We start from the raw sequence: 25,811 nt of genomic DNA on the forward strand, positions 1-25,811 counted from the left end.
GAGCCGTGACCGGCCCGGGTCTGTCGCTGTCCATTCGTCCTCTGTCGGTTCGGGTGTTTCGCCCGAATCTACCGGATGCCCGCGCCGCAGGCACAGCGCGGAACGTCAGCGTCCGGGGTAGTACTTCATGGCTCGGATGAACACCGGCAGCGCCTTCGCCCACAGCTTCGGCGGGAGACGCCGACCACCGAGGTTGATCAGACGCGTGGTCGAGACCGTCTGCGACTCGGTGAACTTGAGGATGCCGTCGACCCCGTGGCGGCGGCCCACACCGGAGACGCCCATGCCGCCCATCGGGGCGCCCGTGCTGCCCCAGGTCGGCGCGTAGCCCTCGTCGACGTTGACCGTGCCGGCACGCAGGCGCGCGGCGATGGCCTCGCCCTCGGCCTTGGTCCGTGCCCACACGCTGGCGTTGAGGCCGTACTCGGTGGCGTTGGCGCGCTCGACGGCCTCGTCGACACTGTCGACGGGATAGATCGAGACCAGCGGGCCGAACGTCTCGGTGGCGGCGCACTCCATGTCGTCGGTGACGTCGGTCAGCACGGTCGGCTCGTAGAACATCGGTCCGATGTCCGGCCGCGCGCGGCCGCCCGCGAGCACCGTCGCGCCCTTGACCTTGGCGTCGTCGACGTGGTTCGAGATGGCCTTGACCTGGTCCTCGGAGATGAGGCTGCCCATCTCGACGCCGAACTCGTACGTCGCGGCCAGCGTCATCCTCTTCACACGCTCGGCGAACGCGGCCGTGAACTTCTCCGCGATGGCCTTCTCGACGTAGATGCGCTCGATCGAGATGCACAGCTGGCCGGAGTTGGAGAAGCAGGCGCGCACGGCGGCGTCGACCACCTCGGGGATCTTGACACCCTTGGTGACGACCATCGCGTTCTTGCCGCCCAGCTCCGCGGAGAAGCCGATGAGCCGGCGGCCGGTCTGCTCGGCGAGCAGCTGGCCCGTCGCGGTCGATCCCGTGAACATGAGGTAGTCGGTGGTGTCGACGATCGCGGTGCCGACCACCGAGCCAGGTCCGGGCACGACGGCGAACAGGTCCCGCGTGACACCGGCCTGATACAGCAGCTCCACGCAGGCCAGGGCGCAGTACGGCGTCTGGCTGTCGGGCTTGAGCACCACGCCGTTGCCGGCGAGCAGCGCGGGGATGGCGTCGGACACCGCGAGCGTCATGGGGTAATTCCACGGCGAGATGATGCCGATGACGCCCTTGGGCTGATAGTTGATGCGCGTCTTGGTCAGCACCGGGAGCATGCCGGGCACCCGCTTGCTCTTCAGCAGGTCGGCTGCGGTGCGCGCGTAGTGCCGCGACGTCATCGCGATGTCGAGCACTTCCTCCTGGGCCGCGGACCGCGACTTGCCCGTCTCCGCCTGTGCCATGTCGATGAGCGACGCGCGATGCTTCAGCACCAGGTCCCGGTACTTGTGGAAGACCTTGGCCCGTTCCGAGACCGGCGTGGCGGCCCACGCCTTCTGGGCGGCGCGCACGGTCTCGACGGCGGCCAGGACGTCGTCCCGAGTGCCCACCGGAACGGTCGCCATCTCGCGTCCGGTGAAGACCTCGACGACCGGCCGGGTCTCGCGACCTGCGGCGACGTCGACGAAAGCAAGGGCGACCAGGCGGTCGAAGGTGGCGGCGGTCGGCGCAGGCATCGTTCTCCCCGGGAGACTCGGTTCACGGCTCACGTCGAGCTGTGTGTGACGGGCGTTGACAAGTACCGGACCACGGTACTCCACCAGTGCGTCACGTCACAGCCCCGAACCGGGTGCCGAGGACGGAACGGCCTTGACCCTCACGCGACGGGAGGAATCACAGTGAGCAGCGTGAACGATGCACACGGACACCGCACCGTCGGCGCGGACGCGCGACAGTTCCGCACCGTCGGCGCGGAGGCGCGACAGTTCCGCACCGTCGGCGCGGAGGCGCGACAGTTCCGCACCGTCGGCGCGGTCGCCCGACTCGCCGATGTCAGTGTCCGCACGCTCCACCATTACGACGCGGTGGGGTTGGTGGTGCCGTCGGGCCGGACGGGCGCGGGCTACCGCACCTATTCGGACGACGACGTCGAGCGGCTCTTCGCCGTGCTCGCCTACCGCGAGCTCGGGTTTCCGCTGGACGAGATCAGGACGATTCTCGACGATCCGGACGCGGATGCCCTCACGCATCTGCGGCGTCAACGGGACCTGCTTGCCGAGCGCATCGATCACCTGCACGCGATGGCGACCGCCGTCGACACACTGATCGAGGAGAGAACCATGGGAAACGAGGTCACACCCGAGCAGTTGCGCGAGATCTGGGGCGACGACTGGACGGGTGAAAAGTACGAGGACGAGGCCCGCGAGCGGTGGGGGGACACGGACGCGTGGGCGCAGAGCCGCGAGCGCACCGCGCGGTTCACCGCCGAGGACTGGACGGCCGTGAAGGTCGAGTCCGAGACGCTGGAGGCGGACCTCGCGGCGGCGATGGCCGCGGGGGTCCGGCCGGGCGACCCCGCCGCGAACGCCCTGGCCGAACGCCACCGGCTGTCCATCGACCGGTTCTACGACTGCGACCACGCGATGCAGGTGTGCGTATCGGCCATGTACGTCACCGACGAGCGGTTCCGCGCGCACTACGACGAGCGGGCCGAGGGTCTGGCGCAGTGGTTGGTGGACGTGATCGCCGCGAACGCGGCCGAGCACGGCGGGTAAGCGCTCGGGATTTCTGCTCCCGGTGCGTCCTCGGTAGGCGGGATCCTGCTCCTCGACGGCGCGAGGGGAGCAGGAATCCTGCGCCGCGCTACCCGAAGAATCCGGCGATGCGCCCGATCAGGCCGAGGGCCACGAGCACGACGATGATGCCGACGACGGCCAGAAAGATGACGGCCGGGGTTCGGGTGCGTTGCGGCGGTTCGTGATTGGGTCCGCCCGCGGACGTGGAAACGGGTGGGGTGTCGCCGGGGGCGACTCCCCCGCCCTTCTCCAGTCCTGCGACTTCGGTGGGCTCGGGGTTCTGGCCGGACATCGGTGATTCTCCTCCGGGCTGTCGGCGCGTTCCGTCGTCGCCGCTGCTTTCCTGACTCGTTGTCATCGGTCACGTATTCCCCCGCTGCGGCAGGTCCAACCGAGCGACACGTCTCACACCCGGTCCCACACCCGGCCGCCCTATCCTGTGCAGCCATGAGCACCTTCATCGCCACGGCCGATCTGGCCGACGCCATCGGTCCGGACATCCGCAGCTGCGACACCCAGTTCCGCCAGCTCGGTGCCGTCACCGAGTTCTGCGGTCCGATCACCACGATCCGGTGCTTCCAGGACAACCTGCTGGTCAAGCAGACCCTCTCGGAGCCGGGTCACGGGGGCGTCCTCGTGGTCGACGGTGACGCGTCGATCCACACGGCCCTGGTGGGCGACATCATCGCCGGCCGCGGCGTCGAGAACGGGTGGGCCGGCGTGATCGTCCACGGCGCGGTCCGCGACTCGGCCATCCTGCGAACGCTGTCCATCGGGGTGAAGGCCCTCGGCACCAACCCCCGCAAGAGCACGCAGACGGGATCGGGCGAGAGGAACGTGCCCGTCGAGATCGGCGGGGTCACGTTCACGCCCGGCGAGTTCGTCTACAGCGACGACGACGGCGTGGTCGTCACCGCGGAGCCGCTGCCGGCACAGGACTGACGGTCGGGGCGGTGACGGTCACTCGGCGATGACGCGCGCGGACTGCCCGCCGACGGTCACGACGTCGTCGACGCGCAGTTGGCGTCCGCGCCGCGTCTCCACCTCGCCGTTGACCTGGACCGACCCGTCGGCGATCACCGCCTTGGCCTCCGACCCGGAGTCGATGAGGTTCGCGAGTTTGAGGAACTGTCCGAGGCGGATGACCTCGTCGCGAATCGGGATGTCCATCATCGAGCGGAGCCTGCGGAGCGAGCGGGGGACCCGAAGGTCACCCCCTGGGCGAGAGGAAGCTCCGAGCTGTAGTTGACGGTGTTGGTGGTGCGGCGCATGTAGGCCTTCCAGGCGTCGGAGCCGGACTCGCGCCCGCCACCGGTCTCCTTCTCGCCGCCGAAGGCCCCACCGATCTCGGCGCCGGACGGCCCGATGTTGACGTTCGCGATGCCACAGTCCGATCCGGACGGCGACAGGAAGCGTTCCGCCTCGCGCAGGTCGGTGGTGAAGATCGACGACGACAGGCCCTGCGGGACGTCGTTGTGGACGGCGATGGCGTCGCCGAGGTCGGTGTAGGTCACGACGTACAGGATGGGCCCGAAGGTTTCCCGACGCATCACCGCGGTCTGCGCCGGCATGCGGACGACGGCCGGGCGCACATAGACGCCGCCGGCGGCGCCATCGGCGCTGCCGACGCCGGGGCCGTCGACGCGCTCGCCTCCCGTCACGACGATCCCGCCGTCCGCACGGGCCTCGTCGAGGGCGGCGGCGAACGCCGTGTACGCGTCCTCGTCGATCAGGGGTCCGACGAGGGTGTCCGGGTCGAGCGGGGAGCCAATGGGCAGCGTCGCGTACGCGGCTGCGAGGCGATCCACGAGGTCGTCGGCCACCGATTCGTGCACGATCGCCCGGCGCAGCGACGTGCAGCGTTGGCCCGCCGTACCGACCGCGGAGAACACGATTCCGCGGACCGTGAGGTCGAGATCCGCACTGGGACAGACGATCGCGGCATTGTTGCCGCCGAGTTCGAGGAGAACCCGGCCGAAGCGCGCGGCGACGCGAGGCGCGACCTCGCGGCCCATGCGGGTGGAGCCGGTGGCCGAGACGAGCGCGACGCGCAGATCGTCGACCAGCGCCTCCCCGGCGTCCCGCTCACCGAGGACGAGCTGGGTGACGGGGAGGTCGACGCCGGCACGTCGGGCAGCCTCGTCGGCGAGGGCCTGCACCGCGATCGCGGTGACGGGCGTCTTCTCGGACGGCTTCCACACCACGGTGTCCCCGGCGACCAGGGCGAGCACGGTGTTCCACGACCACACCGCCACCGGGAAATTGAAGGCCGTGATCACGGCGACCACGCCCAGCGGGTGCCACTGTTCCATCATGCGGTGGCCGGGTCGCTCCGTCGCGATGGTCGACCCGTGCAGTTGGCGGGACAGGCCCACCCCGAAATCGCAGATGTCGATCATCTCCTGGACCTCGCCGAGGCCTTCGCTGACGATCTTGCCGGCCTCGATGCTGACGAGCTCGCCCAGCGCGGACTTGTGCTCGCGCAACAATTCTCCGAGTTCGCGCACCACCGCTCCGCGCACCGGGGCGGGAACCGTCGACCACTCGGCGAACGCCGACGCCGCGGCCGTGACGGCCTCCTCGGCGGTCACGGTGACAGGCACGAGTCCCAGCGTCTCCCCCGTCACGGGGCTGCGCGCGGCCCGGGCCTCGCCGGAGTTCGGCGCAGACGGCAGAAGCGGCTCGGCGCCGAGAGAGCGTAGAAGCTCGGAGGTGCGGTCGGCCAGGCCGGCGGTGGTCGTGGCGGTCATATGTCGAGTCTCCCTCATGGCCATGTCAGGATATTTTCCGTTTTAGTACCGTCTTGACAGGATTTTATCGCATAGACTGACCTTCATGACCCGGGTACTGCCGCCTCCGGCCCCTCAGAGTGCGCTGTCCGTCCAGGACAGCCTGGCCCGTCACCTGCTCGTCGACGGCTTCGATCTGGTGCTCGATCTGCAGCGATCACGCGGCGCCACGCTCGTCGACGAACGCGACGGGGCGACGTACCTCGACATGTTCACGTTCTTCGCCTCGAACGCCCTGGGCATGAACCACCCGGCGCTGACCGAGGACGAGCAGTTCCGCGACGACCTCCTCACCGCCGCGTTGCACAAGCCGAGCAATTCCGACGTCTACACCGAACCGATGGCGCGCTTCGTCGACACTTTCGCCCGCGTCCTCGGCATCCCGGAACTGCCGCACCTGTTCTTCGTGGAGGGCGGCGCGCTCGCCGTGGAGAACGCACTCAAGGTCGCCTTCGACTGGAAGAGTCGGCGGAACGAGGAGGCGGGGCGCGATCCCCGGCTCGGCACCCGAATCCTGCACCTGGAGCACGCCTTCCACGGCAGGTCGGGGTACACACTGTCGCTCACCAACACCGATCCGATCAAGGTGGCGCGCTTCCCCGCGTTCGACTGGCCGCGCATTCCCTCCGCCTACGTCCGAGACGGCGCGGACATGGACGCGCTCGAGGGCCGGTCCCTCGCGGCCGCGCGCGAGCACTTCGACCGTCACCCCCACGACATCGCCGCCCTCGTCCTCGAGCCGATCCAGGGCGAGGGCGGCGATCACCACTTCCGGCCGGCGTATCTCCGCGCCCTGCAGGATCTCTGTCACGAGTACGACGCCCTGGTCGTCGTCGACGAGGTCCAGACAGGCGTCGGCATCACCGGAACCGCCTGGGCGCACACGCAACTCGGCCTCGAGCCCGACGTCGTGGCGTTCGGCAAGAAGACCCAGGTCTGCGGCATCATGGCGGGCCGCAGAGTCGACCTGGTGCGCGACAACGTCTTTCGTGTCGGATCCCGCATCAACTCGACGTGGGGCGGCGGGTTGGCCGACATGGTGCGCGCGCGGCGCATCCTCGAGGTGATCGAGCGGGACGGCCTCGTCGAGTGTGCCGCGCAGCTGGGCGAGGTCCTGGGCGACGAGCTCTCGACGCTGGCCGTGCGTCATCCCGTGGTGTCCGAGGTGCGCGGTCGCGGCCTCATGAGGGCGATCTCGTTGCCCGACACCGAGACCAGGGACGCCGTCGTCACCGACCTGCGCGAGCGCGAGCACGTCCTCATGCTCGGCTGCGGCTCGCGGAGCATTCGATTCCGCCCGGCCCTCACCGTCACCGAGGGCGAGCTCCGCGGCGCCGTCGACGCCCTGGACCGCGTTCTCTCGGAGCAGCACACCCGGCACCCCTGACCGTGCGGGACGCGCGTCGGTGTGTGACCGTGGGTCCGGTGACGCCCACTGCGCCTCCCACCACGACGACGCCGCCCACCCTCGCCGACGACCACGTCTCCGACATCGACGCCCGGCACGTCTGGCACCCGTACAGCGGGTTCGACGTGCCCGGCCGCCCCGTCGCCCGTCCGTGGGTCGTGCGGGAAGCGTCCGGCGTCCGCCTCCATCTCGCCGACGGCCGCTCCCTGATCGACGGCATGAGTTCCTGGTGGGCGGCGGTGCACGGCTACCGCCACCCGGTGCTGGATGCGGCGGTCACGGACCAGCTCGGCCGCATGAGCCACGTGATGTTCGGCGGTCTGACACACGAGCCCGCAGCACGGTTGGCCGAGCTCCTCGTGACCGTCACCCCCGACGGCCTGGACCGCGTGTTCTTCTGCGACTCCGGTTCCGTCTCCGTCGAGGTGGCCGTCAAGATGTGCCTGCAGTACTGGCGTGCCCGCGGTCGGCCGGAGAAACGGCGGCTGCTGACGTGGCGGGGTGGGTACCACGGCGACACGTTCACCCCGATGAGCGTGTGCGATCCCGAGGGTGGGATGCACGCGGCGTGGTCGGGCGTGCTGACCGAGCAGATCTTCGTCGACGCTCCACCACCCCACCGCGACGACACCTACGCCGACCTTCTCACTCGCGCCGTCCACGACCGCCGTGACGAGATCGCCGCGGTGATCGTCGAACCCGTGGTGCAGGGCGCGGGCGGCATGAGGTTCCACGACCCGTCGTACCTCGCCACGCTCCGACGGGCCTGCGACGACGCCGGCGTCCTGCTGATCTTCGACGAGATCGCCACCGGATTCGGCCGGACGGGGACACTGTTCGCGGCCGACGCGGCCGGCGTGACTCCCGACGTCCTGTGCGTCGGCAAGGCTCTCACCGGCGGGTACCTGTCCCTGGCCGCGACGCTGTGCACCGCCGAGGTGGCGACGACGATCAGCGCGGGCCCGGCCGGCGGCCTGATGCACGGGCCGACGTTCATGGCCAACCCGCTCGCGTGCGCGGTGGCGGTCGCATCCACCGAGCTGCTGCTGAGCCGTGACTGGCGGTCGGAGGTGGCGCTCGCGGAATCGGAGCTGCGGACCGGGCTCGAACCCGCGCTCGCCCTCGCCGGGGTGCGCGACGTTCGGGTACAGGGTGCCATCGCGGTCGTCGAGATGGAGACGGCCGTCGACGTCGGGCGGGCTGCCGCGGCCGCTGCCGCGGACGGGGTGTGGCTGCGGCCGTTCCGCAACCTGGTGTACGCGATGCCGCCGTACGTCTGCACGCGCGCCGAGGTCCGGGCGATCGCCGGCGCGATGGTGCGGGCAGCGGCGGTGGAATCGGAGGCTGCGGAGAGCTGACCCGGACAGGCACTTGAACAATGTTCAAGTTGGTGCGTAAGCTGCGTCGACGTGACCGCTTCCGTACACACCTCCACGGCGCTGTCGTGGTTGGACGGCGACGCGCAGCGCCGACGCGATGCCGGTCTGCAACGCGTGATCCGGCCGCGGACGGACACCACGGCGCTCCTCGACGTCGCGTCGAACGACTATCTGGGGCTTGCCCACCACCCGGCGGTGCGCGCCGGCGCCCATGCCGCGATCGACGGGTGGGGGTGCGGAAGCACGGGCTCACGGTTGGTGACGGGAACGACCACCGATCACGAGGCCCTCGAGGACGAGCTCGCCGAGTTCGTCGGCGCCCGGTCCGGGTTGGTGTTCTCCAGCGGTTACACGGCCAATCTCGGCGCGGTGACCGCGCTGGCCGGCGCCGGGTCGCTGATCGTCTCGGACGCCCTCGTCCACGCCTCGATCGTCGACGCCGCCCGGCTGTCCCGCGCGCGGGTCAGCGTGGCTCCGCACCGGGACGTCGCCGCGGTGGTCGACGCGCTCGCGAGCAGGAGCGAAGCCAGGGCACTCGTGGTCGTCGATTCGGTGTTCAGCGCCGACGGCGACCTCGCCCCCCTGCGGGAGTTGTACGCCGCCGCTCGACGGTTCGGCGCCGTCCTCCTCGTCGACGAGGCGCACGGCCTCGGGGTTCGCGGCCGAGGCGGCCGCGGCCTCGTCGAGGAATGCGGCCTGGCCGGCGCCCCCGACCTGGTGGTGACCGCGACGCTCTCGAAGGCCCTGGGCTCCCAGGGCGGCGTGGTCCTCGCCGAACCTGCTGTGCGCGAGCACCTTCTGCACGCCGCGCGGACTTTCGTCTTCGACACCGCACTGGCACCCGCCGCCGTCGGCGCCGCGCGCGCCGCCCTCCGCGTCCTGCGTGCGGAACCCGACCGGGCGCACGCCGTGCTGCGCCACGCCGACCGTCTGGCCCGCGCCCTCGGTCGGAGCGAGGTGCCCGAGTCCGCCGTCGTTCCCGTCGTGCTCGGTGATCCCGATGCCGCCGTGCGCGCGGCCGAGCGCTGCCGGGCGAACGGAGTGCTGGTCGGCTGCTTCCGCCCGCCGTCCGTTCCGCGGGGTGAGTCGCGATTGCGCCTGACCGCACGCGCCGACCTCACGGACGACGACATCGCCACGGTGGGGGACGTCGTCACGTCGGCGGTCGCGGCCGTATGACCGTCATCGTGGTGACCGGCACCTCGACCGACGTGGGGAAGACCGTGGTGACCGCCGCCGTCGCCGTCGGATACGAGCGAGCGGGCGCGAGCGTCGCGGTGTGCAAGCCGGCCCAGACGGGGGTGGCCGCCGACGAGGACGGCGATCTCGCCGTCGTCGCCCGACTGTCGGACCCGCAGCGCCGCAGAGAGTATCGAGAATGCGCCCGCTACCCCGACCCCCTGGCACCGTCGGTCGCCGCCCGTCGCTCCGGACTTGCATTCGTCACTGTCGCGGAGATCGTGGACGCGGTCGACGATCTCCGGTCGCGCTCCGACGTCGTGCTGGTGGAAGGCGCGGGCGGAGTGGCGGTCCCGTTCGACGACGTCGGCACCACCCTGCTGGACGTCGTGACCGCGCTGACGGCGTCGGTCGTCGTCGTCACCCACCCCGGCCTGGGCGCGCTGAACCACGCCGCACTCACCGTCGGCGCTGTGCGACAACGGGATTCGTGCCTCCTCGGTCTCGTCCTCGGATCGTGGCCCGACGCGCCGGATCTCGCGGCCGCCACCAATCGAACGGAGCTACCGGCGGTCACGGGCGTGCCGATCATCGGCGCGGTGCCGTGCGGCGCCGGCACCCTCGACGCCGCGATGTTCGTCGACCGTGCGCCCGACTGGATCGACCGCTCGTTCCTGCCCCTCGATCCCACCCCCGACCTCAGGAGTGCCCCGTGACCATCCTCGACGACGTCGACCGCATCGTGCTGCAGAACGGTGACCCACTCACCGCTGAGCAGGTTCTGGCCGTGCTCGAACTCCCCGACGAGGCCGTGGCCGACGCGCTCGACCTCGCGCATCGCGTCCGATTGCGCTGGTGTGGCGAGGAAGTCGAGGTCGAAAGCATCATCAGCGTCAAGACCGGTGGCTGCCCGGAGGACTGTCACTTCTGTTCGCAGTCCGGGTTGTTCGCCTCCCCGGTACGCGCGGCGCGCCTCGACATTCCCCAGCTCGTGGCAGCGGCCAAGGACACCGCCCGCTCCGGCGCGAGCGAGTTCTGCATCGTCGCCGCGGTCCGCGGACCCGACGCGCGCCTGATGGACCAGATCCGACTCGGCATCGACGCGATCCGCGCCGAGGTCGACATCGACATCGCCTGTTCCCTCGGCATGCTCACTCGCGACCAGGCGGCGACGTTGGCGGGCTGGGGCGTGCACCGCTACAACCACAATCTCGAGACGGCGCGGTCCTACTTTCCGCAGGTGGTGACCACGCACACCTGGGAGGAGCGGGTGCAGACCCTGCGGCTGGTCTCCGAGTTCGGCATGCAGGTGTGCTGCGGCGGCATTCTGGGGATGGGCGAAAGTCTGCGCCAGCGAGCGGAATTCGCAGTGGAACTGGCCGCCGTGGCGCCGCACGAAGTGCCGCTGAACTTCTTCGACCCCCGTCCGGGCACCCCGTTCGCCCATCTCGACGTCCTGCCCGCGGTCGACGCCCTGCGCGCGATCGCCGCCTTCCGCTTCGCCCTGCCGCGCACGGTCCTCCGCTACGCCGGCGGTCGGGAGATCACCCTGGGCGATCTCGGTGCACGACAAGGCATTCTGGGTGGAATCAACGCGATCATCGTCGGCAACTACCTGACCACGCTGGGTCGACCGGTCGCGTCGGACCTCGACATGCTGAAGGACCTGTCGATGCCGGTGAAGGCGCTCGATGCCGCGATCTGAGACCGCTCGCTTCGATCACCGGACCGGCGCATCCGTCGGTGCAGAGACGGTGAGGGCGCCGCTCGGGTACGAGCCACCGCGGTTCTGCGCGCTGTGCGGTCGGCGCATGGTGGTGCAGGTCTTCCCGACGGGGTGGACGGCGGCGTGCTCGCGACACCCGCTGCTCCGGGGTTGACCCCGACATCCTGTGACCACCCGTCACAGGAATTGTTCGGGCCCGTCTACGATCACCAGCCATGACGCTGAAGTACGACGTGGCCGGTCGCGGCCCCACCCTCGTCCTGGTCCACGGTGTGGTCCATCGTCGCCAGGCGTGGGACGCCGTACTGGACCGGCTCACTCCGCACCGGCGCGTCATCACCGTCGATCTGCCCGGCCACGGAGAGTCGGACCCCCTGCCCGAGGACGGGGAGGACGCGATCGAGTACATGGTGTCGGAACTCATCGCCTTCGTGCGCGAGGTGGAGGAGCCCGGTCAGCAGGTGCACATCGCGGGCAATTCCCTGGGTGGCTACCTCTCGCTCGTCCTCGCCGCCCACGGCGAGGTGGCGTCCGCGACGGCGCTGTCCCCCGCCGGGTTCTTCCTGGGTCACGCCGATCAGGCGCGCACCATCAACACCTTCAAGGCGATCCGGCAGGTCGCCCGCGCCTTCGGCGATCGTGCCCCGGCCGCCATGCGGTACCGCGCCGTGCGCTACCCGTCGCTGCTGCCGTTCTTCGCCCACCCGTCGCGCGTGGCGTACGAGGCGGCGGTACACGACGTGCACTCCCTCACGACGAATCCCATGATCGACGCGGGCATCGAGGCCGACTTCGCGTTCCCGCAGGCGACGGAACCGCGCGTCCCGGTCACCGTCGCGTGGGGCACGCGAGACCTGATCCTCCCGTACTACCAGTCGCGACGCGTGCGGTCGGTGTTCCCGAACGCCACGGTGATCCCCGTGCCCGGCGTGGGCCACGTTCCGATGACGGACAACCCCGCGCTGATCGCGTCGATTCTGTTGGCGGGCAGCGAACTACCGGCCTGAGCGCGCTACCGGGTCGACGTACCCGGGGCTCAGGCCGTCTCCATCTCCGCCACCACGCGGCGCACGATGTCCGCGGCGGGTGCCGCGGTGACGGCCCGCCAGCCGGTCCCGGCCCACAGGTTGGGGACGTCGGCGCGGCCGGCCTTGGTGGCGGCGGTCCGTAGCGGCCCCGTCAGCGCGTTGACCTCCGGATAGCCCGCGGGTGCCGACGCCGTGTGCGACGCTGCGAACTCGTTCTCGAGTCCGCGGGCGGGGCGGCCGGAGAAGGACCGCGTGACGACGGTCCGCGAGTAGGTCCGGTCGAGCAGCGCGCGGCGGTGCACGGCGGACGTGCCGGCCTCGTCGGCGCAGAGGAACGCGGTTCCCATCTGCGCGGCGACCGCGCCGAGACCCAGCGCTGCGACCACACCGGAGCCGTCCATGATGCCGCCCGCGGCGATGAGCGGGACATCGACGGACAACCCGACGGCCACGAGCAACGACGGCAGGGACATGGCCTCGCCGCCGCGGGGCGACGTCGGATCGTCGGCGAACACGCCGCGATGACCACCCGCCTCGCTGCCCTGCACCACCAGCAGGTCCGCGCCGTCCTCGGCCGCCATCTCGGCTTCGGCGACCGACGTGACGGTGCCGATCATCAGCGCACCGATGTCGTGCACCCGCCGGGTCAACTCGCGACCGGGACGCCCGAACGTCACCGACACCGCGGCGGGACGGTGACGAAGGACGATCTCGATCTTCTCCTCGATCGCGTCGTCGCCGTGGACGGCCTCGCCCGGGGTCACGCCGAGTTCGGCCGCGAGCGGTTCCAGACCGCGGCGGTAGTCGGCGAGCGCGGCCTCGGACGCGATGCGCGCGGACGGCAGGAAGAGGTTGACACCCCAGGGCCCGTCGGTCGAACGTTCCAGTTCGGTCAGGTTCGCCTCGAGCGCGTCCGGGGTGGAGATCGCGCCCGCGAGAATGCCGAGGCCGCCGGCCGAGCTGACCGCCGCGGCGAGCGCGGGAGTGGAGGGTCCGCCCGCCATCGGGGCGCAGACGACGGGTAGGGACGCGGGATAGACGGCCATGGAACCGAGGGTATCGACGTGAAGCGGGTGGGTCAGGTGTCACAGAAGCACGTTCGCAGTTGCGCAGGTTCCGGTCACCCTCACCGGTTGCAGCCCGTGCAGGTGGCGGGAACCCGTGCACCCAACGAGAACCCGCGCGGGTGGCGGAACGCTGCGCAGATCGCGGTGCGCTGCGCAGCCGGGCGGTGCCCCGGCCCCCACAACCTGCCGGACCCGAAGCAGGTTCACAGCAACCCGGGTTACACCCCGACCTGCGTAGATCACCGGCCGCAGCCGACACCGACCCCGCCCACTGGGACGGGAACCGACGACAAGTCGGCTTTCTCGGGACGAAGCACCACCGATGCCGGTTATCATCGTCGTCGCAGTGAGAATGACGGCGTCGGGGCCGTACCGAGTCCGGGAGTACACCCATGCACGTCGACCCCTGTTCCACGCCGCGGCGATCGTCCCCAACGTGAGCCCGTCCGACCATCGGCAGCGTTCCGCCACGCCCCCGCAGGACCTCCGCGGTCGTCGGGCTCGGCGCGGTGAGCCGCATCCCTGGCAGGGCCCGGGACGCCACTCCTCGCCGGAGCAGCGCGCGGCCGACGCCCGACGGGGTCGTCGCGCCGCCGCCTTCGGTGGCCGCATCGCGACGGGACCGGTCGCCGTCTTCCGTCGCTGGTTGACCACCCCACACGACTTCGACTGGATCTTCGTCCACCGCTCGACCCGGCCACTGCACGGTCTGATCAAGGGCGTCGTGGTGTTCGGGGTCGGACTCAACGCGCTCGTGTCGATGCTCATGCTCGGCTCGCCCTACGGACCGTCGGGAACCGCCGAGGTCACCTGGGTGATGATCGTGTTCGCTGCGCAGATCTCCGTGATCGCGTGGGTGATCTTCGCGCCCACCCCGACCAAGAAGGCGCAGTTCCTGGGACTGCTGCTGTTCGGAGATCTGGGCATCACCTCGGTGATCCTCCTGGACACACCGACCAGCGCCCTGATCGGCACGTTCCTCTTCGCCCTCAACGGTGCCCTCTGCACGTTCTTCCTCAGTGCGCGCATCCTGCTCGCGCACCTCGCCTTCGTGAACGTCGTCATCGCCTGGATCGGGGTGCAGGCGTATCTGCAGGGACTCTGGGGCGTCAACGACGCGGTGGCGGCCGTGCTGGTCGCGAGCGGCTCCGTCAGCGGCGTTCCCGTGTTCGCCCACATCGCCTGGTCGCTGGTCTCGGCGGACGCCCGCGCATCGGAATTCGACGAACTCACCGGGGTCGCCAACCGTCGGGGCCTGCAGAACGCGGTCGACGAACTGTGGGACGTCGCCCGGTCGCGCGGGGTGCCCGTCGCGGTTCTCCTGGTCGACATCGACCGGTTCAAGGCCGTGAACGACCGCTACGGCCACGACCGCGGTGATGCCGTCATCAAGACCGTCGCCTCCCGGCTCCACGCGCTGCTCGGTTCTCACGGCATCCTGGCCCGCACCGGAGGCGAGGAGTTCGTCGGCGTCGTCGTCGACACGGACGGCGACCTCCCCGACCTCGTGAATCGCGTCACCGCGACGGTCCACGACCCCGCCGACGACGTTCCCGTGACGGCCAGTGTCGGCGTCGCCGTCATGACGCCCGATTCACCGTCGTGGCAGGTCGGACCGGCCGCGGTCACCCGCGCGACCCGCGCGGCGGACTCCATGATGTATCGGGCGAAGGCCGCCGGCGGCGACCGTGTGCTCACGACGCGGGTCTGACGGACCGGGCAGACTCGATTCCCATGACCTCCGTGTTCCATGGCCTCGTCGCGATGAATTCGCTCTTCGCGGCGTCGGCGTGGTGCCTCGCTCGCCCCACGCGCCTGTCCGCGGCCGCCGCCGCCGTCGCGTCCGTGGGGTGGCTGTTCTTCAACGGTCCGATCGAAGGACGCGTCCTGGTCGTGTTCTCCCCCCAGCACGGCATCACCGAGTCCGACCTGCTGTCGGTGGTCGGCGTCGCGATCGCGGCGACCGGGTGGTGGCGATGGCGACGCGCGAGGGACCGCGCGTCCTCCTCCCGCTGACCCGGGCGCACGCACAATCCGCGCGCGAACTGCGTGGACGGCGCATAGTGTTCCCATGTCGATCCAGGAACATCCGCGCCCGACGACGCCGTCGGCGACGCGAGAGGTGCCGTCCGACACACCGTCGCAGAGTGGTCGAGCCGCGGGCCGACCCGCACGTCGGTCCGGTACCTCGACGGAATTCCGCCACGAGGTCCCGCACTATCTCGGCCTGGCGGTCGGGATCTACTCGGCGGTGGTCTTCCTGTGGTCGCTCTCGCCCGCCCTGCGCGCGCTCACGCACCACCCCCGCGAGTGGCTCGACGACTACGTCCTCGACGCGCCGGACACCAGCCTCTCCTTCGCCCTCGTCGTCGCCCTGCTGGCGGCGGCGCTGTCGACTCGCAAGCGGGTCGCGTGGTGGATCGCGACGGTGTACGTGGCGGCGTCGATCGTGGTCAACGCGCTGATCCTCGTCGACGATCCGGGCACCCCGGGGTCCTGGATCGGCGGTGCGCTGCAGCTCGCCGCGCTGGCGCTGCTCCTGTGGTCCCGCCGCGAGTTCGACACCCGGGTGCGGCCGGGCGCGGTGTGGAAGGCCCTCGGCGTGCTGCTCCTCGGCCTCACCGTCGGCGTGATCGCGGGCTGGGGACTCCTCGAGGCGTTCCCCGGGTCCCTCGATCGCAGCGAGACGATCTTCTGGTCGCTCAACCGCGTCGCCGGGCTCGCGGTGATCGACAACGAGCAGTTCGACGGACGTCCCCACGGCTTCGTGAACTTCCTGCTCGGCCTGTTCGCGTTCCTGGCTCTCGCCGCGGCGGTGCTGACGTTGTTCCGGTCGCAGCGAGCGGTCAACGCGCTCACCGGCACCGACGAGTCCGCCCTCCGCGGTCTCGTGGCCGCCTCCCCCGACGACTCCCTGGCGTACTTCGCCACCCGCCGGGACAAGGCCGTCGTCTTCGCGCCGTCGGGACGAGCGGCGGTGACCTACCGCGTCGAGATCGGGGTGTGTCTGGCCAGCGGTGATCCGGTCGGCGTCCGGTCGGCGTGGCCGCAGGCCATCGAGGCCTGGCTCGACCTGGCGTCGCGGTACGGCTGGGCACCGGCCGTGATGGGGGCGAGCGAGGCGGGTGCCGCGGCCTACCGCGCGGCGGGGCTCGGCGTGCTCGAGCTGGGCGACGAGGCCGTGCTGCAGACCCGTTCCTTCGGGCTCGGTGGCCCCGACATGCGTCCCGTCCGGCAGGCGGTCACCCGCGCGAAGGCGAAGGGCGTGTCCGTCCGGATCCGTCGGCATCGGGACATCGGGGCGGACGAGTGGCCGGCCATCGAGAAGCGTGCCGACGACTGGCGGGACACCGAGACCGAACGTGGGTTCTCGATGGCCCTCGGCCGACTCGGTGATCCGCTGGACGGCGACTGCCTGCTGGTCGAGGCGGTCCACGACGAGACCGGCAATGTGGGCGGCGGCGGGGTGGGGGACAACCCGGGCGGCGGGGTGGGGGACAACCCTGTCGGCGGGGTGGGGGGAACCGTCGTCGGCATGCTCTCCCTCGTGCCGTGGGGGCCGGCGGCCGCGTCGCTGGATCTGATGCGTCGCGCGCGGACCGCACCGAACGGCACCGTGGAGTTGATGGTCGCGGAGCTGGCCACGCGGTCCGACACGGTGGGCATCACCAAGATCTCGCTGAACTTCGCGGTGTTCCGATCCGTCTTCGAGGAAGGCGGGCGACTCGGCGCCGGACCGGTGCTGCGCCTCTGGCGGGCCCTGTTGGTGTTCTTCTCCCGATGGTGGCAGCTCGAGGCGCTGTACCGGTCGAACCTCAAGTACCAGCCGGAATGGGTGCCGAGGTACCTCTGCTTCGGGGACGGACGCGACCTGCCGAAGGTGGGCACCGCGTCCGCGATCGCGGAGGGCTTCCTCAGCCTGCCGGGCCGACGCGGCATCACCGATCCCGGTGGCCGCGGCGTCGTCGACCACACCGGCACCCACACCGCGGTGCCGGCTGCGGTCGCCGCGCACGGGCTGCTGCACGCCGACGGCAGCGAGCCGGACGGACTGGTGACCGCGACGGGCCCCGAGCGCCGCCGACCCGAACAGGTCCGGGTCCGCCTGGCCAAGTTCGATCGGCTGGAAGCCGAGGGCGTCGATCCGTACCCCGTCGCGTACCCGCCGACGCACACCGTCGCGGAGGCGACGGCGTCCCCCGACGGCACGACGGTCCGCGTGTCCGGCCGCATCCTGCGCATCCGCGACTACGGCGGTGTGGTGTTCTGCCTGTTGCGCGACTGGAGCGGGGACCTGCAGCTCCTCCTCGAGCGCGACCGCGTCGGGACGGAGCTGTTGTCACGCTTCGCCACCGACGTCGATCTCGGCGACCTCGTCTCGTGCAGTGGCACCCTCGGCCGATCGCGTGCCGGAGCTCAGGCGCTGCTGGTGTCCGACTGGCGGATGAACGGCAAGTCACTGCACCCGTTGCCGGACAAGTACCGCGGCCTGACGGACCCCGAGGCGCGGGTGCGGCAGCGCTACGTCGACATGGCGATCAACCCGCAGGCGCGGGAGCTGATGCGGGCGCGCAGCGCGATCGTGACGTCGCTGCGCGACACCCTGGGCGGCCGCGGCTTCCTCGAGGTGGAGACCCCGATCCTCCAGCAGGTGCACGGCGGCGCCAACGCGGCGCCGTTCCTCACCCACATCAACGCGTACAACCTCGATCTGTACCTGCGCATCGCGCCGGAGCTCTACCTCAAGCGCCTCTGTGTCGGCGGCATGGAGAAGGTCTTCGAAATCGGCCGGGTGTTCCGCAACGAGGGCGCGGACTTCAAGCACAACCCGGAGTTCACGATCCTCGAGGCCTACGAGGCACACAGCGACTACGAGCGCTGCATGGTGCTGTGCCGCGAACTCATCCAGAAAGCCGCGGTGGCCGCGCACGGCCGCGAGGTCATCCACCGACCGGACGAGAACGGCACGCTCGTCGAGATCGACATCTCGGGTGAGTGGCCGGTCAAGACCATGCACGGCGCCGTCGCCGAGAAGATCGGGGCGGACGTCTCCCCCGCGACCCCGCTCGCCGAGCTGCAGCGGCTCTGCGACCTGCACGGTGTGCCGTACCAGTCCACGTGGGGCGCCGGCGCGGTCGCGCAGGAGATGTACGAGCACCTGGTGGAGGACTTCACCGAGTTCCCGACGTTCTACACCGACTTCCCGACGTCGATGTCGCCGCTGACGAGGCCGCACCGGTCGATCCCGGGCGTCGCCGAGAAGTGGGACCTGGTGGCGTGGGGCGTGGAACTCGGCACCGCGTACAGCGAGCTGACCGACCCCGTCGACCAGCGACGACGGCTCACCGAGCAGTCCATGCTGGCGGCGGGCGGCGACCCCGAGGCCATGGAACTCGACGAGGACTTCCTCCAGGCTCTCGAGCACGGTATGCCGCCGACGGGCGGCCTGGGCATGGGTGTCGACCGCGTGGTCATGCTCATCACCGGTGGCAGCATCCGCGAAACACTGGCCTTCCCGCTGGCGAAGCCGCGCGGAGAATGACGACGGGCGGAGCGTCGGTCACTGTTTCACATGAAACCGTCACCGTGCTCGGGAGCGCGGTCCACGTGGCGCGGGTGCACGGCGACTCCGCGCCGGTGGTGCTCTGCGGCGGGCTCGGCAGTTCCTGGCACGACTGGGTGGACGTGCTCACCCTCCTCGGCGACGCCGGGTGCAGCGCGTTCGCTCTCGATCGCCCCGGCTTCGGAGACAGCGAGCCACGACCGGGAGACGTGCCCACCGTCGCCGGCGAGGCCCGCCGCATCGTCGCGGTGCTCGATGCGCTGGGACTGACGCGGCCGGCCGTGCTGGTCGGCCACTCCATGGCCGGGTTCTACGTCGAGGGCGCCGCGCGCCTCGAGCCGGACCGCGTCGGCGGCCTCGTCCTGCTCGACTCCAGCGTCGAGAAGTCTCCGGGCGCCTTGATACCCCGCCGCCTGCGCATGCCCGCGGCGCGCGCCCTCGCCCGCACGTCCTCGGCGGTGGGGCTGCAAGCGCTGGGCGCCGACGCCGTGCGCCACCTGGTGGTGCAGGCGGTCCCGCCCGGCGGCTACCCGCCCGAGCGCATCGACGAGCTCCGACGCCTCTACCGCGAACCCGCCTACCTCGAAGCCGCGACGGTCGAGTACTTCGCCTACGCCGATCTCGCCGTCGAACTGAACCGACTGCGGCGAGCCACTCCCCTCCCGGCCCTGCCCGTCGTGGTCGCCGCCGCCCACACCTCCCACCGGACCCCCTGGGGCGCGCGGTGGATCAGGAAGCAGCGGCGGCTCGCGTCGTATCTCGGGGGACGGTTCGTCGTCGTCTCGCCCTCGCACCATCACGTGATGATCGACCAGCCGGCGGTGGTGGTTCGAACCGTCGACGCGGTGCTGCGGGACGCTTCCGGCCGGGCATAGTCCGGAAACCGGAAAAAGCGGACATTTCTGTGCGACGTCCACACAGAGAGCGCTCCGGTTGGGACCGACGACGGGGATCCCGTGAAAACGCGGTAGAAAACTCGCTCGAACACGAACATCACGCGAACTCCATGTGAACACGACGGCATTTCGTGCATTGTTTTCGTTCCGACCGAACCGTACGTTTGTGATCGACGACTCGAAAAATTGCGGGGTCGGGAATTGTCCGGAAGATCGAATACATGACGTCCCCGTACTCGATCGACCGAGAAACCGCCGTCGGCGCCGAAGCGCGGCTGTCCTGGATCCTCGCCGGGGTCGCCGGGATGCTCGGCGCGGTGGCCTTCCTGCATTCCGCGGGGTACTTCGTCACCTTCATGACGGGCAACACCGAACGCGCCGTGGTCGGCTGGTTCGGTCACCCCCAGGGCAAGGAAGTCGCGCCTGGCGCAACACCTTTCGTGGCCCTGACGCTCATCATCGCATTCGTGGCCGGCGTCGTCCTCGCCTCGTTCTGCCGTCGTCGCTACTGGGACAATCACCCGCACGGTGCCACCGTGGTCACCACGATCGCGTTGGCCCTGGCCGGGATCATCGACATCGCCGTGTCCGGATGGTCGTCGGCGGACGTCAATTTCTACCCGATTCTTCTGGTCGCATTCGCACTCGGCGCTCTGAACACGGCATTCACCAAGAAAGAAGAGACGTACATCCCGCTGAGTTACGTTACCGGCACCGTCGTGAAACTCGGCCAGGGAATCGAACGGCACCTGACCGGCGGCGGGACCAAGTACGACTGGCTCTGCTATCTGCTGCTGCTCGGGTCCTTCTCCCTCGGCGGCGCGGTGGGCGCGGCCGTGGGCGTGCTCATCACCGGTCCGCAGGTGCTCCTGCTCGCCGCCCTGCTCAGCTTCGGGGCCACGATCTTCACCTTCACCCACACCGAACGGCGCACGGTGTTCGGCTGATCCGGTCTCACAGCAGGACCGGTCTCACAGCAGGGCCGATCTCACAGCAGGGCCGATCTGGTCGCAGGATCGAATCCGTTGCAGTACTGACGATTCGTCGATTCCGAACGCGATTGACAGCGCCGCACCCCCAAACCGACGATTCCGTCGACAACAGGGGGCCCGCTGCGTGACCACCTTCGATGTGAAGGGTGTCGGGCACCGCCCCGACCACCCACCGGCTCTTCGGAGAGGTTCATGAGCGACGGCGACAACACCCGGTCCTCGACCACGGACGATGTGGACGTCCTGATCGTCGGACTCGGACCCACCGGTGCGACGGCAGCGAATCTATTGGGACGAGCGGGAATTCGCACGATGGTCGTGGAGCGCGACATCGACATCTATCCCCGCCAGCGAGCGATCGCCTCCGACGAGGATGCCCACCGGATCTGGCAGGGACTCGGCCTCTTCGATCGGATGCTCGAGACCATGTCCACCGACGTTCGCGTGCATCTGCGGCACCGCGACCGCACCTTCCTGACCACCTACTCCGCGCAGAGCTACGACCAGGGCGTCCCGGGTATGGCGTTCTATCACCAGCCGGAGCTGGAACGCATTCTCCGCGAGGGCATCTCCCGCTTTCCCTGTGTCACCGTGGCCGCGGGCCTGGACGCGGTGGGGATCACCCAGGACGCCGAGGGCGTCGAGGTCACGTTGCGACCGGTGGACGGGGGCGGCGAGCGGACCGTGCGCGCCCGGTACGTGATCGGTGCGGACGGCGGTTCGAGCCCGGTGCGCAAGATGCTCGGTATCGCACTGCCCGGCAGGCACATTCAGGAGCAGTGGTTCGACATTCAACTGCGCGCCTGGTACGACCTGCCCACCGAGGCGCCACTGGACTTCACCTTCTTGTCCGACCCCTACCGACCGGGTGTCGACTGCCCGTGTCCGATGGGCTACCACCGCATCGAGTTCCGCGTCAACGAGGGTGAGACGATCGACTACTTGCAGTCCGAGGCGGGTCTCCGGGCCCTGTTGGCCGAGCGCGGAATCGATTACGACCGGGTCGAGATCCACCGCAGCTGGGCGTACACCTTCCACATCCGCCAAGCCGAGCACTGGAGTCGAGGCCGCGTGTTCCTCGCGGGCGACGCCGCCCACATCATGCCCCCGTTCGCCGGCCAAGGCGTGTCGTCGGGAGTCCGCGACGTCGCCAACCTGTGCTGGAAGCTCGACGCCGTCATCACCGGGGGCGCCGACCCGTCGCTGCTGGAAACCTACGAGCCCGAGCGGCGTCCGAACGTCGTCGCCCTGACCAGATTCTCCCTGCGTATCGGCCGCATAGTGATGCTGCGGAACCCCACTGCGGCTCGGGTGCGGGACGCGATGTTCCTCGCGGCGTCGAGGACCCCGGGCTTGCGGTCCTGGCTGTCGCGGATGGGCATCAAACCGATGTACGCACTCGGCACCCGTCGCGGGTTCTTCACCGAGAACCCCGGCCGCGGAAGCCTGGCCGGAGCCTTCGTCAAGCAACCGTGGGTGGTGGTGTCGGGCTCGACACCGGTACGCCTGGACACCCTGACGGGTGGCCGCTGGACCTGGATCGGCTTCCCGGACGCGCCGATACCGCCTGCCCTGGCTCGCGCCGGCGTCGCGGAGATCGTGCTGGAACCCGCGTCCGCTCTGGCGACGCATCGCGTGCCGACCGGTCACGTGGTCGACGGCGAAGGCATCCTCGAGCGGCAGTTCCGCCGCGCCGGCGCGGCGGGCGTGCTCGTGCGCCCGGACGGGTTCGTCTTCGGCAGCGACCGTGAGCTCACAGCGTCCGATCACGACCGCGTCGCGCGCGTAGTCGTCGCCGCGACCGCGGGAGATTCCACCCACCCGGCACTGACACTGCTTGCAACCGACGGGACCACCGCATCATGACGCTTCTTCTCTCATCCGACTCCGACGCGGCGCAGTGGGGTGACCGCGTGACGGCACTGGTCGGTTACGGCCGCGCCGCCATCGGGATCGCGCACATGATCGCCCCGACGCGTGCCAACGACCTCATCGCCGGGACCGATGCGGCGTTGCCGACGACCCGCGCATCCGCGCGCACGTTCGGTATTCGGGAGATCTACATCGGCGGAGGGCTGATCGCGGCCCAGCGCGCGTACCCGGCCGCCGTCGGCCCGCTGCTCTGCGCCGGGGTGGCGGTCGACATCTGGGACACCGCCGCGTTCGCCCTCACCGCCCAGCTGCCCGCTCGCACCCGCGTCGCCGGATGCCTGGTCGCGGGGGGTTTCGCCGTCGCCGGTGCACCTTGACCTCGTTGGCGAAGACGTACCAGGAAGCGAAACGGATTCTCGCCGTCGACGCGCCCTACCCCGGCATCCGGGGAACCCTGCGATTCGAGAACCCCCTGGGTGCCTATCTGCCGAACCAGGACGAACCTCGGTGGTTCGACGACCGCGGGCCCTCGTGCTACGACACCGTCACCGAGCCCGGCACATTCTTTCCCGCCGACCCGGGCAGCGGGCGCAACGACGGTTCGTACCAACCGCCCAGCCGTAACCAGGGGCCGGCCCACCTGGTTCCCGCAACCCCTGCCCAGAACTCACCGGCCCCGGGTTACGCCGGGTCGAGCGTGGAACGAGACACCCTCGCCGTCGTGTACGGACGGGGCAGCGGACTCGACCCCGCGGACGTTCCGGCGTGGACGACCCTCGTCGGGGCGCCCGCACTGCGAGGCCACGACGTCGACGTCGAGTGAACGAGGTCAGATCGACGTGGCCATGCGCCGCAGGAGGCCGACCGCTTTCCTGATCCCATATGCCACGACGGTCTTTCGTCCGTCGTCATGGCGCCATTCGAGGAGTGCGGACCCGTCCTCGACCGATCCTTCGAGCACCGTGGGCGCGCCGGCGAGAGGCAGGGGTCCGACCACCTTGATCGCCAGACCGGCCACCTCCGTCCAGAAGTAGTCGTCCGTCGGTTCGCACCGCGGCGCAACTCCCAGAGCCGACGCCGCCGCGACCTTGCCCTGCGCGATCGCGTTGGACCAGAACGGACTTCGGCCCGGCGCGCCGTCCCCGTCACGGAAGCAGGTGACGTCCCCGGCGGCGTAGATGCCGGGCAGCGAGGTGGCACACCGTGTGTCGATGCGGATGCCGGACCGGTCGGCGAGTCCGGTGCCGGCCAGCCAGTCCGTGCCGGGCACCTCGCCGGCGCACGTGACCACCAGATCGGCCGTCAGCACGTCGCCGTCGATCCGGACCCCCTCCACCGGATCGCCGACGAGCTCCACCGGAGAGCCGGCCCGCCGGAACGCCACCGAGCGCTCCGTCGCCCGCGCGAGGATCGCCTCGGACAGGTACGGCCCGAGCAGGCGCTGCAACGGCGGGTCGACGTCGACCACCGTGGTCGGCACCCCGTGCGCCACGCAGGCACTGGCCACCTCCATTCCGAGGAAGCCTCCTCCCACGACGATCGCGGATTGCGCGGCAGCGATACGTTCCCGCACCGAGGCGGCGTCGGCGAGGGTGCGGACCACGTTCTCGCCGCTCTGCCCGGGGGCCGCGAGCCGGCGAGCGTCCGCACCGGTCGCCACGATCAGAACGTCGAAGGACACGGACTCACCACGGTCGATCGTGACCACGCGAGCGTCGGGGTCGAGACCGACCGCGCGGGCGGCGATCGTCGTCACCGACAGGTCGGACAGATCCCACCGGTCCGACGACTCGACCCCCTCCGCGAGAACACGTTTAGACAGCGGAGGTCGTGCGTAGGCACCGTCCGGGTCGCCGGCGATCATCGTGATGCGCCCGTCGTGACCGAGCGCCCGCAGTTCGCGCACGGCGGTGCAACCGGCGATCGAGTCGCCGACGATCACGATGTGCCGGTTCGTCGCGGCAGCGTCGATCGTCACGATGCAGTCCCCTCTGCGGCGACCAGTCTCAGGGGGAGCCGGTCGAATCGATGGATCACGTTGTTGACGGCGTAGGACGCGGGTCCGGCCGGCTCGATGCGCTCGACCCGCGTCGCGAGAACCTCGAGGATCGTCCGGGTCTCCAGTCGCGCGAGCCCCTGGCCGGCGCAGCCGTGAACTCCGGATCCGAATCCGAGTTGGGCCGAGGCATCCCGGGTGATGTCGAACTCGTCGGGGTCCTGCCACTGCCGACGATCTCGGTTCGCGGAGGCGTAGATCACCAGCACGCGCGCGTTCCGGGGAAGGGTGACCCCGCCGACCTCGACGTCCCTCGCGGCGCGGCGGGAGAACGCGCGCAGCGGGGAGGTGTACCGCACGACCTCGTTGACGGCGTTCGGGAGCAGGCCGGGATCCTGCCGCACCGCCTGCCACTGGTCGGGATGGCGAGAGAAGAGATGCAGCGCACCGGAAATGGCGCCGATGGTCGTGTCCAGCGACGGCGCGAGGTAGTCGATCATCAGGGCGGGGCACTGCGAGCGCTCGATCCTGTTCTCGTCCGCGGCGGCGAGGACGTCGGCACCCATGCTGCCGGGCAGCACCGACCGCTCACGAACGACGCGGCGCGAGAAGGCCATCATCTCGGCGGAGGCCTTCGCCGACCCGAGGGCGTGCCGATTGAACGGGCCGAGGGAGTCGAACGTCGCGCCCGCCCACCGCAGCAGATTCTCGCGCCCGTCCTTCGGCCACCCCACCAGATCGGGCACGATCGACGTCGGGAGCGCGGTGGCGAGATCCTGCACGCCGTCGACCCACTGTTTCGCGATCGCGGCGTCGACGATCCGTTCGGCCTCGTCCTGCACGGCCCGCCCCATCGTCCGCAGGGCTTTCGGGGTCAGGCGATGCGCCAGAACCGAGCGCTTGAGGGCGTGCTCGTCGCCGTCGCTGTTCAACGTCGTTCCTCGGCCCAGACGGTTCGCCAGCGCGTTCAGCGCGACACCGTCGCCCGAGACGAACGTCTCGTCGTCGAGCAGCACCTGCTTGCACTCGGCGTACCGGGCGACGGCGTACACCTTCTGCTTCGTGAGCCACACCACCGGACCGAGCTCCCGCAGCTCCGCGTAATGCGGATAGGGGTCGAGAATCGCTGCGGTGGAATAGATGTCGGCCCCGTAGCGGGGAACGGTGATGCTCATCTCGGCGCTGCTCTCCTCGGGCCCGT

The 25,811-nt window shown here is 70.3% G+C and carries 24 protein-coding genes; 17 read left to right on the forward strand and 7 right to left on the reverse strand.

Annotated elements, in window-relative coordinates:
• Positions 1–105 precede the first annotated feature (105 nt).
• A complete protein-coding gene (locus A3Q40_RS18130; protein ID WP_068104323.1) occupies positions 106–1,656 on the reverse strand; it encodes a succinic semialdehyde dehydrogenase in 1,551 nt (516 codons plus the stop codon).
• A 171-nt stretch (positions 1,657–1,827) separates the two neighbouring features.
• On the opposite strand from A3Q40_RS18130, the gene A3Q40_RS18135 reads away from it, so the two are divergent.
• Positions 1,828–2,694, forward strand: a complete 867-nt coding sequence (locus A3Q40_RS18135; RefSeq protein ID WP_082834201.1) for a MerR family transcriptional regulator — start codon at positions 1,828–1,830, stop codon at positions 2,692–2,694.
• Positions 2,695–2,782: 88 nt separating this feature from the next.
• Here A3Q40_RS18135 and A3Q40_RS18140 read toward each other — a convergent pair whose 3' ends face one another.
• Positions 2,783–3,007, reverse strand: coding sequence for a DUF6480 family protein (locus A3Q40_RS18140; protein WP_068104326.1), 225 nt, complete (start codon positions 3,005–3,007; stop codon positions 2,783–2,785).
• Between the two features lie 155 nt (positions 3,008–3,162).
• Here A3Q40_RS18140 and rraA point away from each other — a divergent pair, with 155 nt between their 5' ends.
• On the forward strand, positions 3,163–3,657 hold the full coding sequence (rraA, locus tag A3Q40_RS18145) for a ribonuclease E activity regulator RraA (protein WP_068104329.1): 495 nt from the start codon (positions 3,163–3,165) through the stop codon (positions 3,655–3,657).
• 18 nt (positions 3,658–3,675) lie between these two features.
• Here the strand turns inward: rraA and A3Q40_RS18150 are convergent, their stop codons facing one another.
• Both A3Q40_RS18150 and amaB read right to left on the reverse strand, forming a co-directional pair.
• Complete coding sequence (locus A3Q40_RS18150) at positions 3,676–3,888, reverse strand: RNA-binding S4 domain-containing protein (protein WP_068104331.1); 213 nt, start codon at positions 3,886–3,888, stop codon at positions 3,676–3,678.
• Positions 3,885–5,465, reverse strand: coding sequence for an L-piperidine-6-carboxylate dehydrogenase (gene amaB, locus A3Q40_RS18155; RefSeq protein ID WP_068104333.1), 1,581 nt, complete (start codon positions 5,463–5,465; stop codon positions 3,885–3,887). The genes A3Q40_RS18150 and amaB overlap by 4 nt, the downstream gene beginning before the upstream one ends.
• Positions 5,466–5,550: 85 nt before the next feature.
• On the opposite strand from amaB, the gene lat reads away from it, so the two are divergent.
• From lat to A3Q40_RS18185, 7 genes are all read left to right on the forward strand, one after another.
• Positions 5,551–6,891 (forward strand): L-lysine 6-transaminase, encoded by a 1,341-nt coding sequence (gene lat, locus A3Q40_RS18160; protein WP_068104335.1) that lies wholly within the window; start codon positions 5,551–5,553, stop codon positions 6,889–6,891.
• 38 nt (positions 6,892–6,929) lie between these two features.
• Positions 6,930–8,270, forward strand: a complete 1,341-nt coding sequence (locus A3Q40_RS18165) for an adenosylmethionine--8-amino-7-oxononanoate transaminase (RefSeq protein WP_068106630.1) — start codon at positions 6,930–6,932, stop codon at positions 8,268–8,270.
• Between the two features lie 51 nt (positions 8,271–8,321).
• Positions 8,322–9,470 (forward strand): 8-amino-7-oxononanoate synthase, encoded by a 1,149-nt coding sequence (locus A3Q40_RS18170; protein WP_068104337.1) that lies wholly within the window; start codon positions 8,322–8,324, stop codon positions 9,468–9,470.
• The gene (gene bioD / locus A3Q40_RS20485; RefSeq protein WP_068104339.1) at positions 9,467–10,186 is read left to right on the forward strand and encodes a dethiobiotin synthase; all 720 of its coding nucleotides are present in this window, start codon (positions 9,467–9,469) and stop codon (positions 10,184–10,186) included. The genes A3Q40_RS18170 and bioD overlap by 4 nt, the downstream gene beginning before the upstream one ends.
• Positions 10,183–11,175 carry a biotin synthase BioB gene (gene bioB, locus A3Q40_RS18180; RefSeq protein ID WP_068104341.1) on the forward strand — a complete coding sequence of 331 codons (993 nt, stop codon included), beginning with the start codon at positions 10,183–10,185 and terminating at the stop codon, positions 11,173–11,175. The genes bioD and bioB overlap by 4 nt, the downstream gene beginning before the upstream one ends.
• Complete coding sequence (gene bsaP, locus A3Q40_RS20950; protein ID WP_074922094.1) at positions 11,162–11,350, forward strand: biotin synthase auxiliary protein BsaP; 189 nt, start codon at positions 11,162–11,164, stop codon at positions 11,348–11,350. The genes bioB and bsaP overlap by 14 nt, the downstream gene beginning before the upstream one ends.
• Before the next feature lie 61 nt (positions 11,351–11,411).
• On the forward strand, positions 11,412–12,203 hold the full coding sequence (locus A3Q40_RS18185; protein ID WP_068104343.1) for an alpha/beta fold hydrolase: 792 nt from the start codon (positions 11,412–11,414) through the stop codon (positions 12,201–12,203).
• Positions 12,204–12,232: 29 nt separating this feature from the next.
• Here A3Q40_RS18185 and A3Q40_RS18190 read toward each other — a convergent pair whose 3' ends face one another.
• Positions 12,233–13,270, reverse strand: a complete 1,038-nt coding sequence (locus A3Q40_RS18190; protein ID WP_068104345.1) for an NAD(P)H-dependent flavin oxidoreductase — start codon at positions 13,268–13,270, stop codon at positions 12,233–12,235.
• 457 nt (positions 13,271–13,727) lie between these two features.
• Here A3Q40_RS18190 and A3Q40_RS18195 point away from each other — a divergent pair, with 457 nt between their 5' ends.
• The 8 genes from A3Q40_RS18195 to A3Q40_RS18230 all read left to right on the forward strand — a co-directional run bounded on the left by A3Q40_RS18195 (position 13,728) and on the right by A3Q40_RS18230 (position 23,437).
• Positions 13,728–15,002 (forward strand): GGDEF domain-containing protein, encoded by a 1,275-nt coding sequence (locus A3Q40_RS18195; RefSeq protein ID WP_162269860.1) that lies wholly within the window; start codon positions 13,728–13,730, stop codon positions 15,000–15,002.
• 23 nt (positions 15,003–15,025) lie between these two features.
• Positions 15,026–15,307 carry a hypothetical protein gene (locus tag A3Q40_RS18200; RefSeq protein ID WP_068104349.1) on the forward strand — a complete coding sequence of 94 codons (282 nt, stop codon included), beginning with the start codon at positions 15,026–15,028 and terminating at the stop codon, positions 15,305–15,307.
• A 55-nt stretch (positions 15,308–15,362) separates the two neighbouring features.
• Positions 15,363–18,833: a bifunctional lysylphosphatidylglycerol synthetase/lysine--tRNA ligase LysX gene (gene lysX / locus A3Q40_RS18205; protein WP_082834003.1), complete on the forward strand. Its 3,471-nt coding sequence runs from the start codon at positions 15,363–15,365 to the stop codon at positions 18,831–18,833.
• A gap of 65 nt (positions 18,834–18,898) precedes the next feature.
• Positions 18,899–19,729 (forward strand): alpha/beta fold hydrolase, encoded by an 831-nt coding sequence (locus tag A3Q40_RS18210; RefSeq protein ID WP_235606356.1) that lies wholly within the window; start codon positions 18,899–18,901, stop codon positions 19,727–19,729.
• A 242-nt stretch (positions 19,730–19,971) separates the two neighbouring features.
• Complete coding sequence (locus tag A3Q40_RS18215) at positions 19,972–20,697, forward strand: YoaK family protein (protein ID WP_068104353.1); 726 nt, start codon at positions 19,972–19,974, stop codon at positions 20,695–20,697.
• A 237-nt stretch (positions 20,698–20,934) separates the two neighbouring features.
• Positions 20,935–22,608, forward strand: coding sequence for a bifunctional 3-(3-hydroxy-phenyl)propionate/3-hydroxycinnamic acid hydroxylase (locus A3Q40_RS18220; protein WP_068104355.1), 1,674 nt, complete (start codon positions 20,935–20,937; stop codon positions 22,606–22,608).
• The gene (locus A3Q40_RS18225; protein WP_068104357.1) at positions 22,605–22,991 is read left to right on the forward strand and encodes a hypothetical protein; all 387 of its coding nucleotides are present in this window, start codon (positions 22,605–22,607) and stop codon (positions 22,989–22,991) included. Before A3Q40_RS18220 ends, A3Q40_RS18225 begins: the two co-directional genes overlap by 4 nt.
• A gap of 5 nt (positions 22,992–22,996) precedes the next feature.
• Positions 22,997–23,437 (forward strand): hypothetical protein, encoded by a 441-nt coding sequence (locus A3Q40_RS18230; RefSeq protein ID WP_157889674.1) that lies wholly within the window; start codon positions 22,997–22,999, stop codon positions 23,435–23,437.
• A gap of 6 nt (positions 23,438–23,443) precedes the next feature.
• Here the strand turns inward: A3Q40_RS18230 and A3Q40_RS18235 are convergent, their stop codons facing one another.
• Together A3Q40_RS18235 and A3Q40_RS18240 are read right to left on the reverse strand one after the other, a co-directional pair.
• A complete protein-coding gene (locus A3Q40_RS18235; RefSeq protein ID WP_235606357.1) occupies positions 23,444–24,592 on the reverse strand; it encodes an NAD(P)/FAD-dependent oxidoreductase in 1,149 nt (382 codons plus the stop codon).
• Positions 24,589–25,785 carry a cytochrome P450 gene (locus A3Q40_RS18240; RefSeq protein ID WP_068104361.1) on the reverse strand — a complete coding sequence of 399 codons (1,197 nt, stop codon included), beginning with the start codon at positions 25,783–25,785 and terminating at the stop codon, positions 24,589–24,591. Before A3Q40_RS18240 ends, A3Q40_RS18235 begins: the two co-directional genes overlap by 4 nt.
• Positions 25,786–25,811: the final 26 nt, after the last annotated feature.

The organism is Rhodococcus sp. PBTS 1 (assembly GCF_001620025.1).
Taxonomy (GTDB): Bacteria; Actinomycetota; Actinomycetes; order Mycobacteriales; family Mycobacteriaceae; genus Rhodococcoides; species Rhodococcoides kroppenstedtii.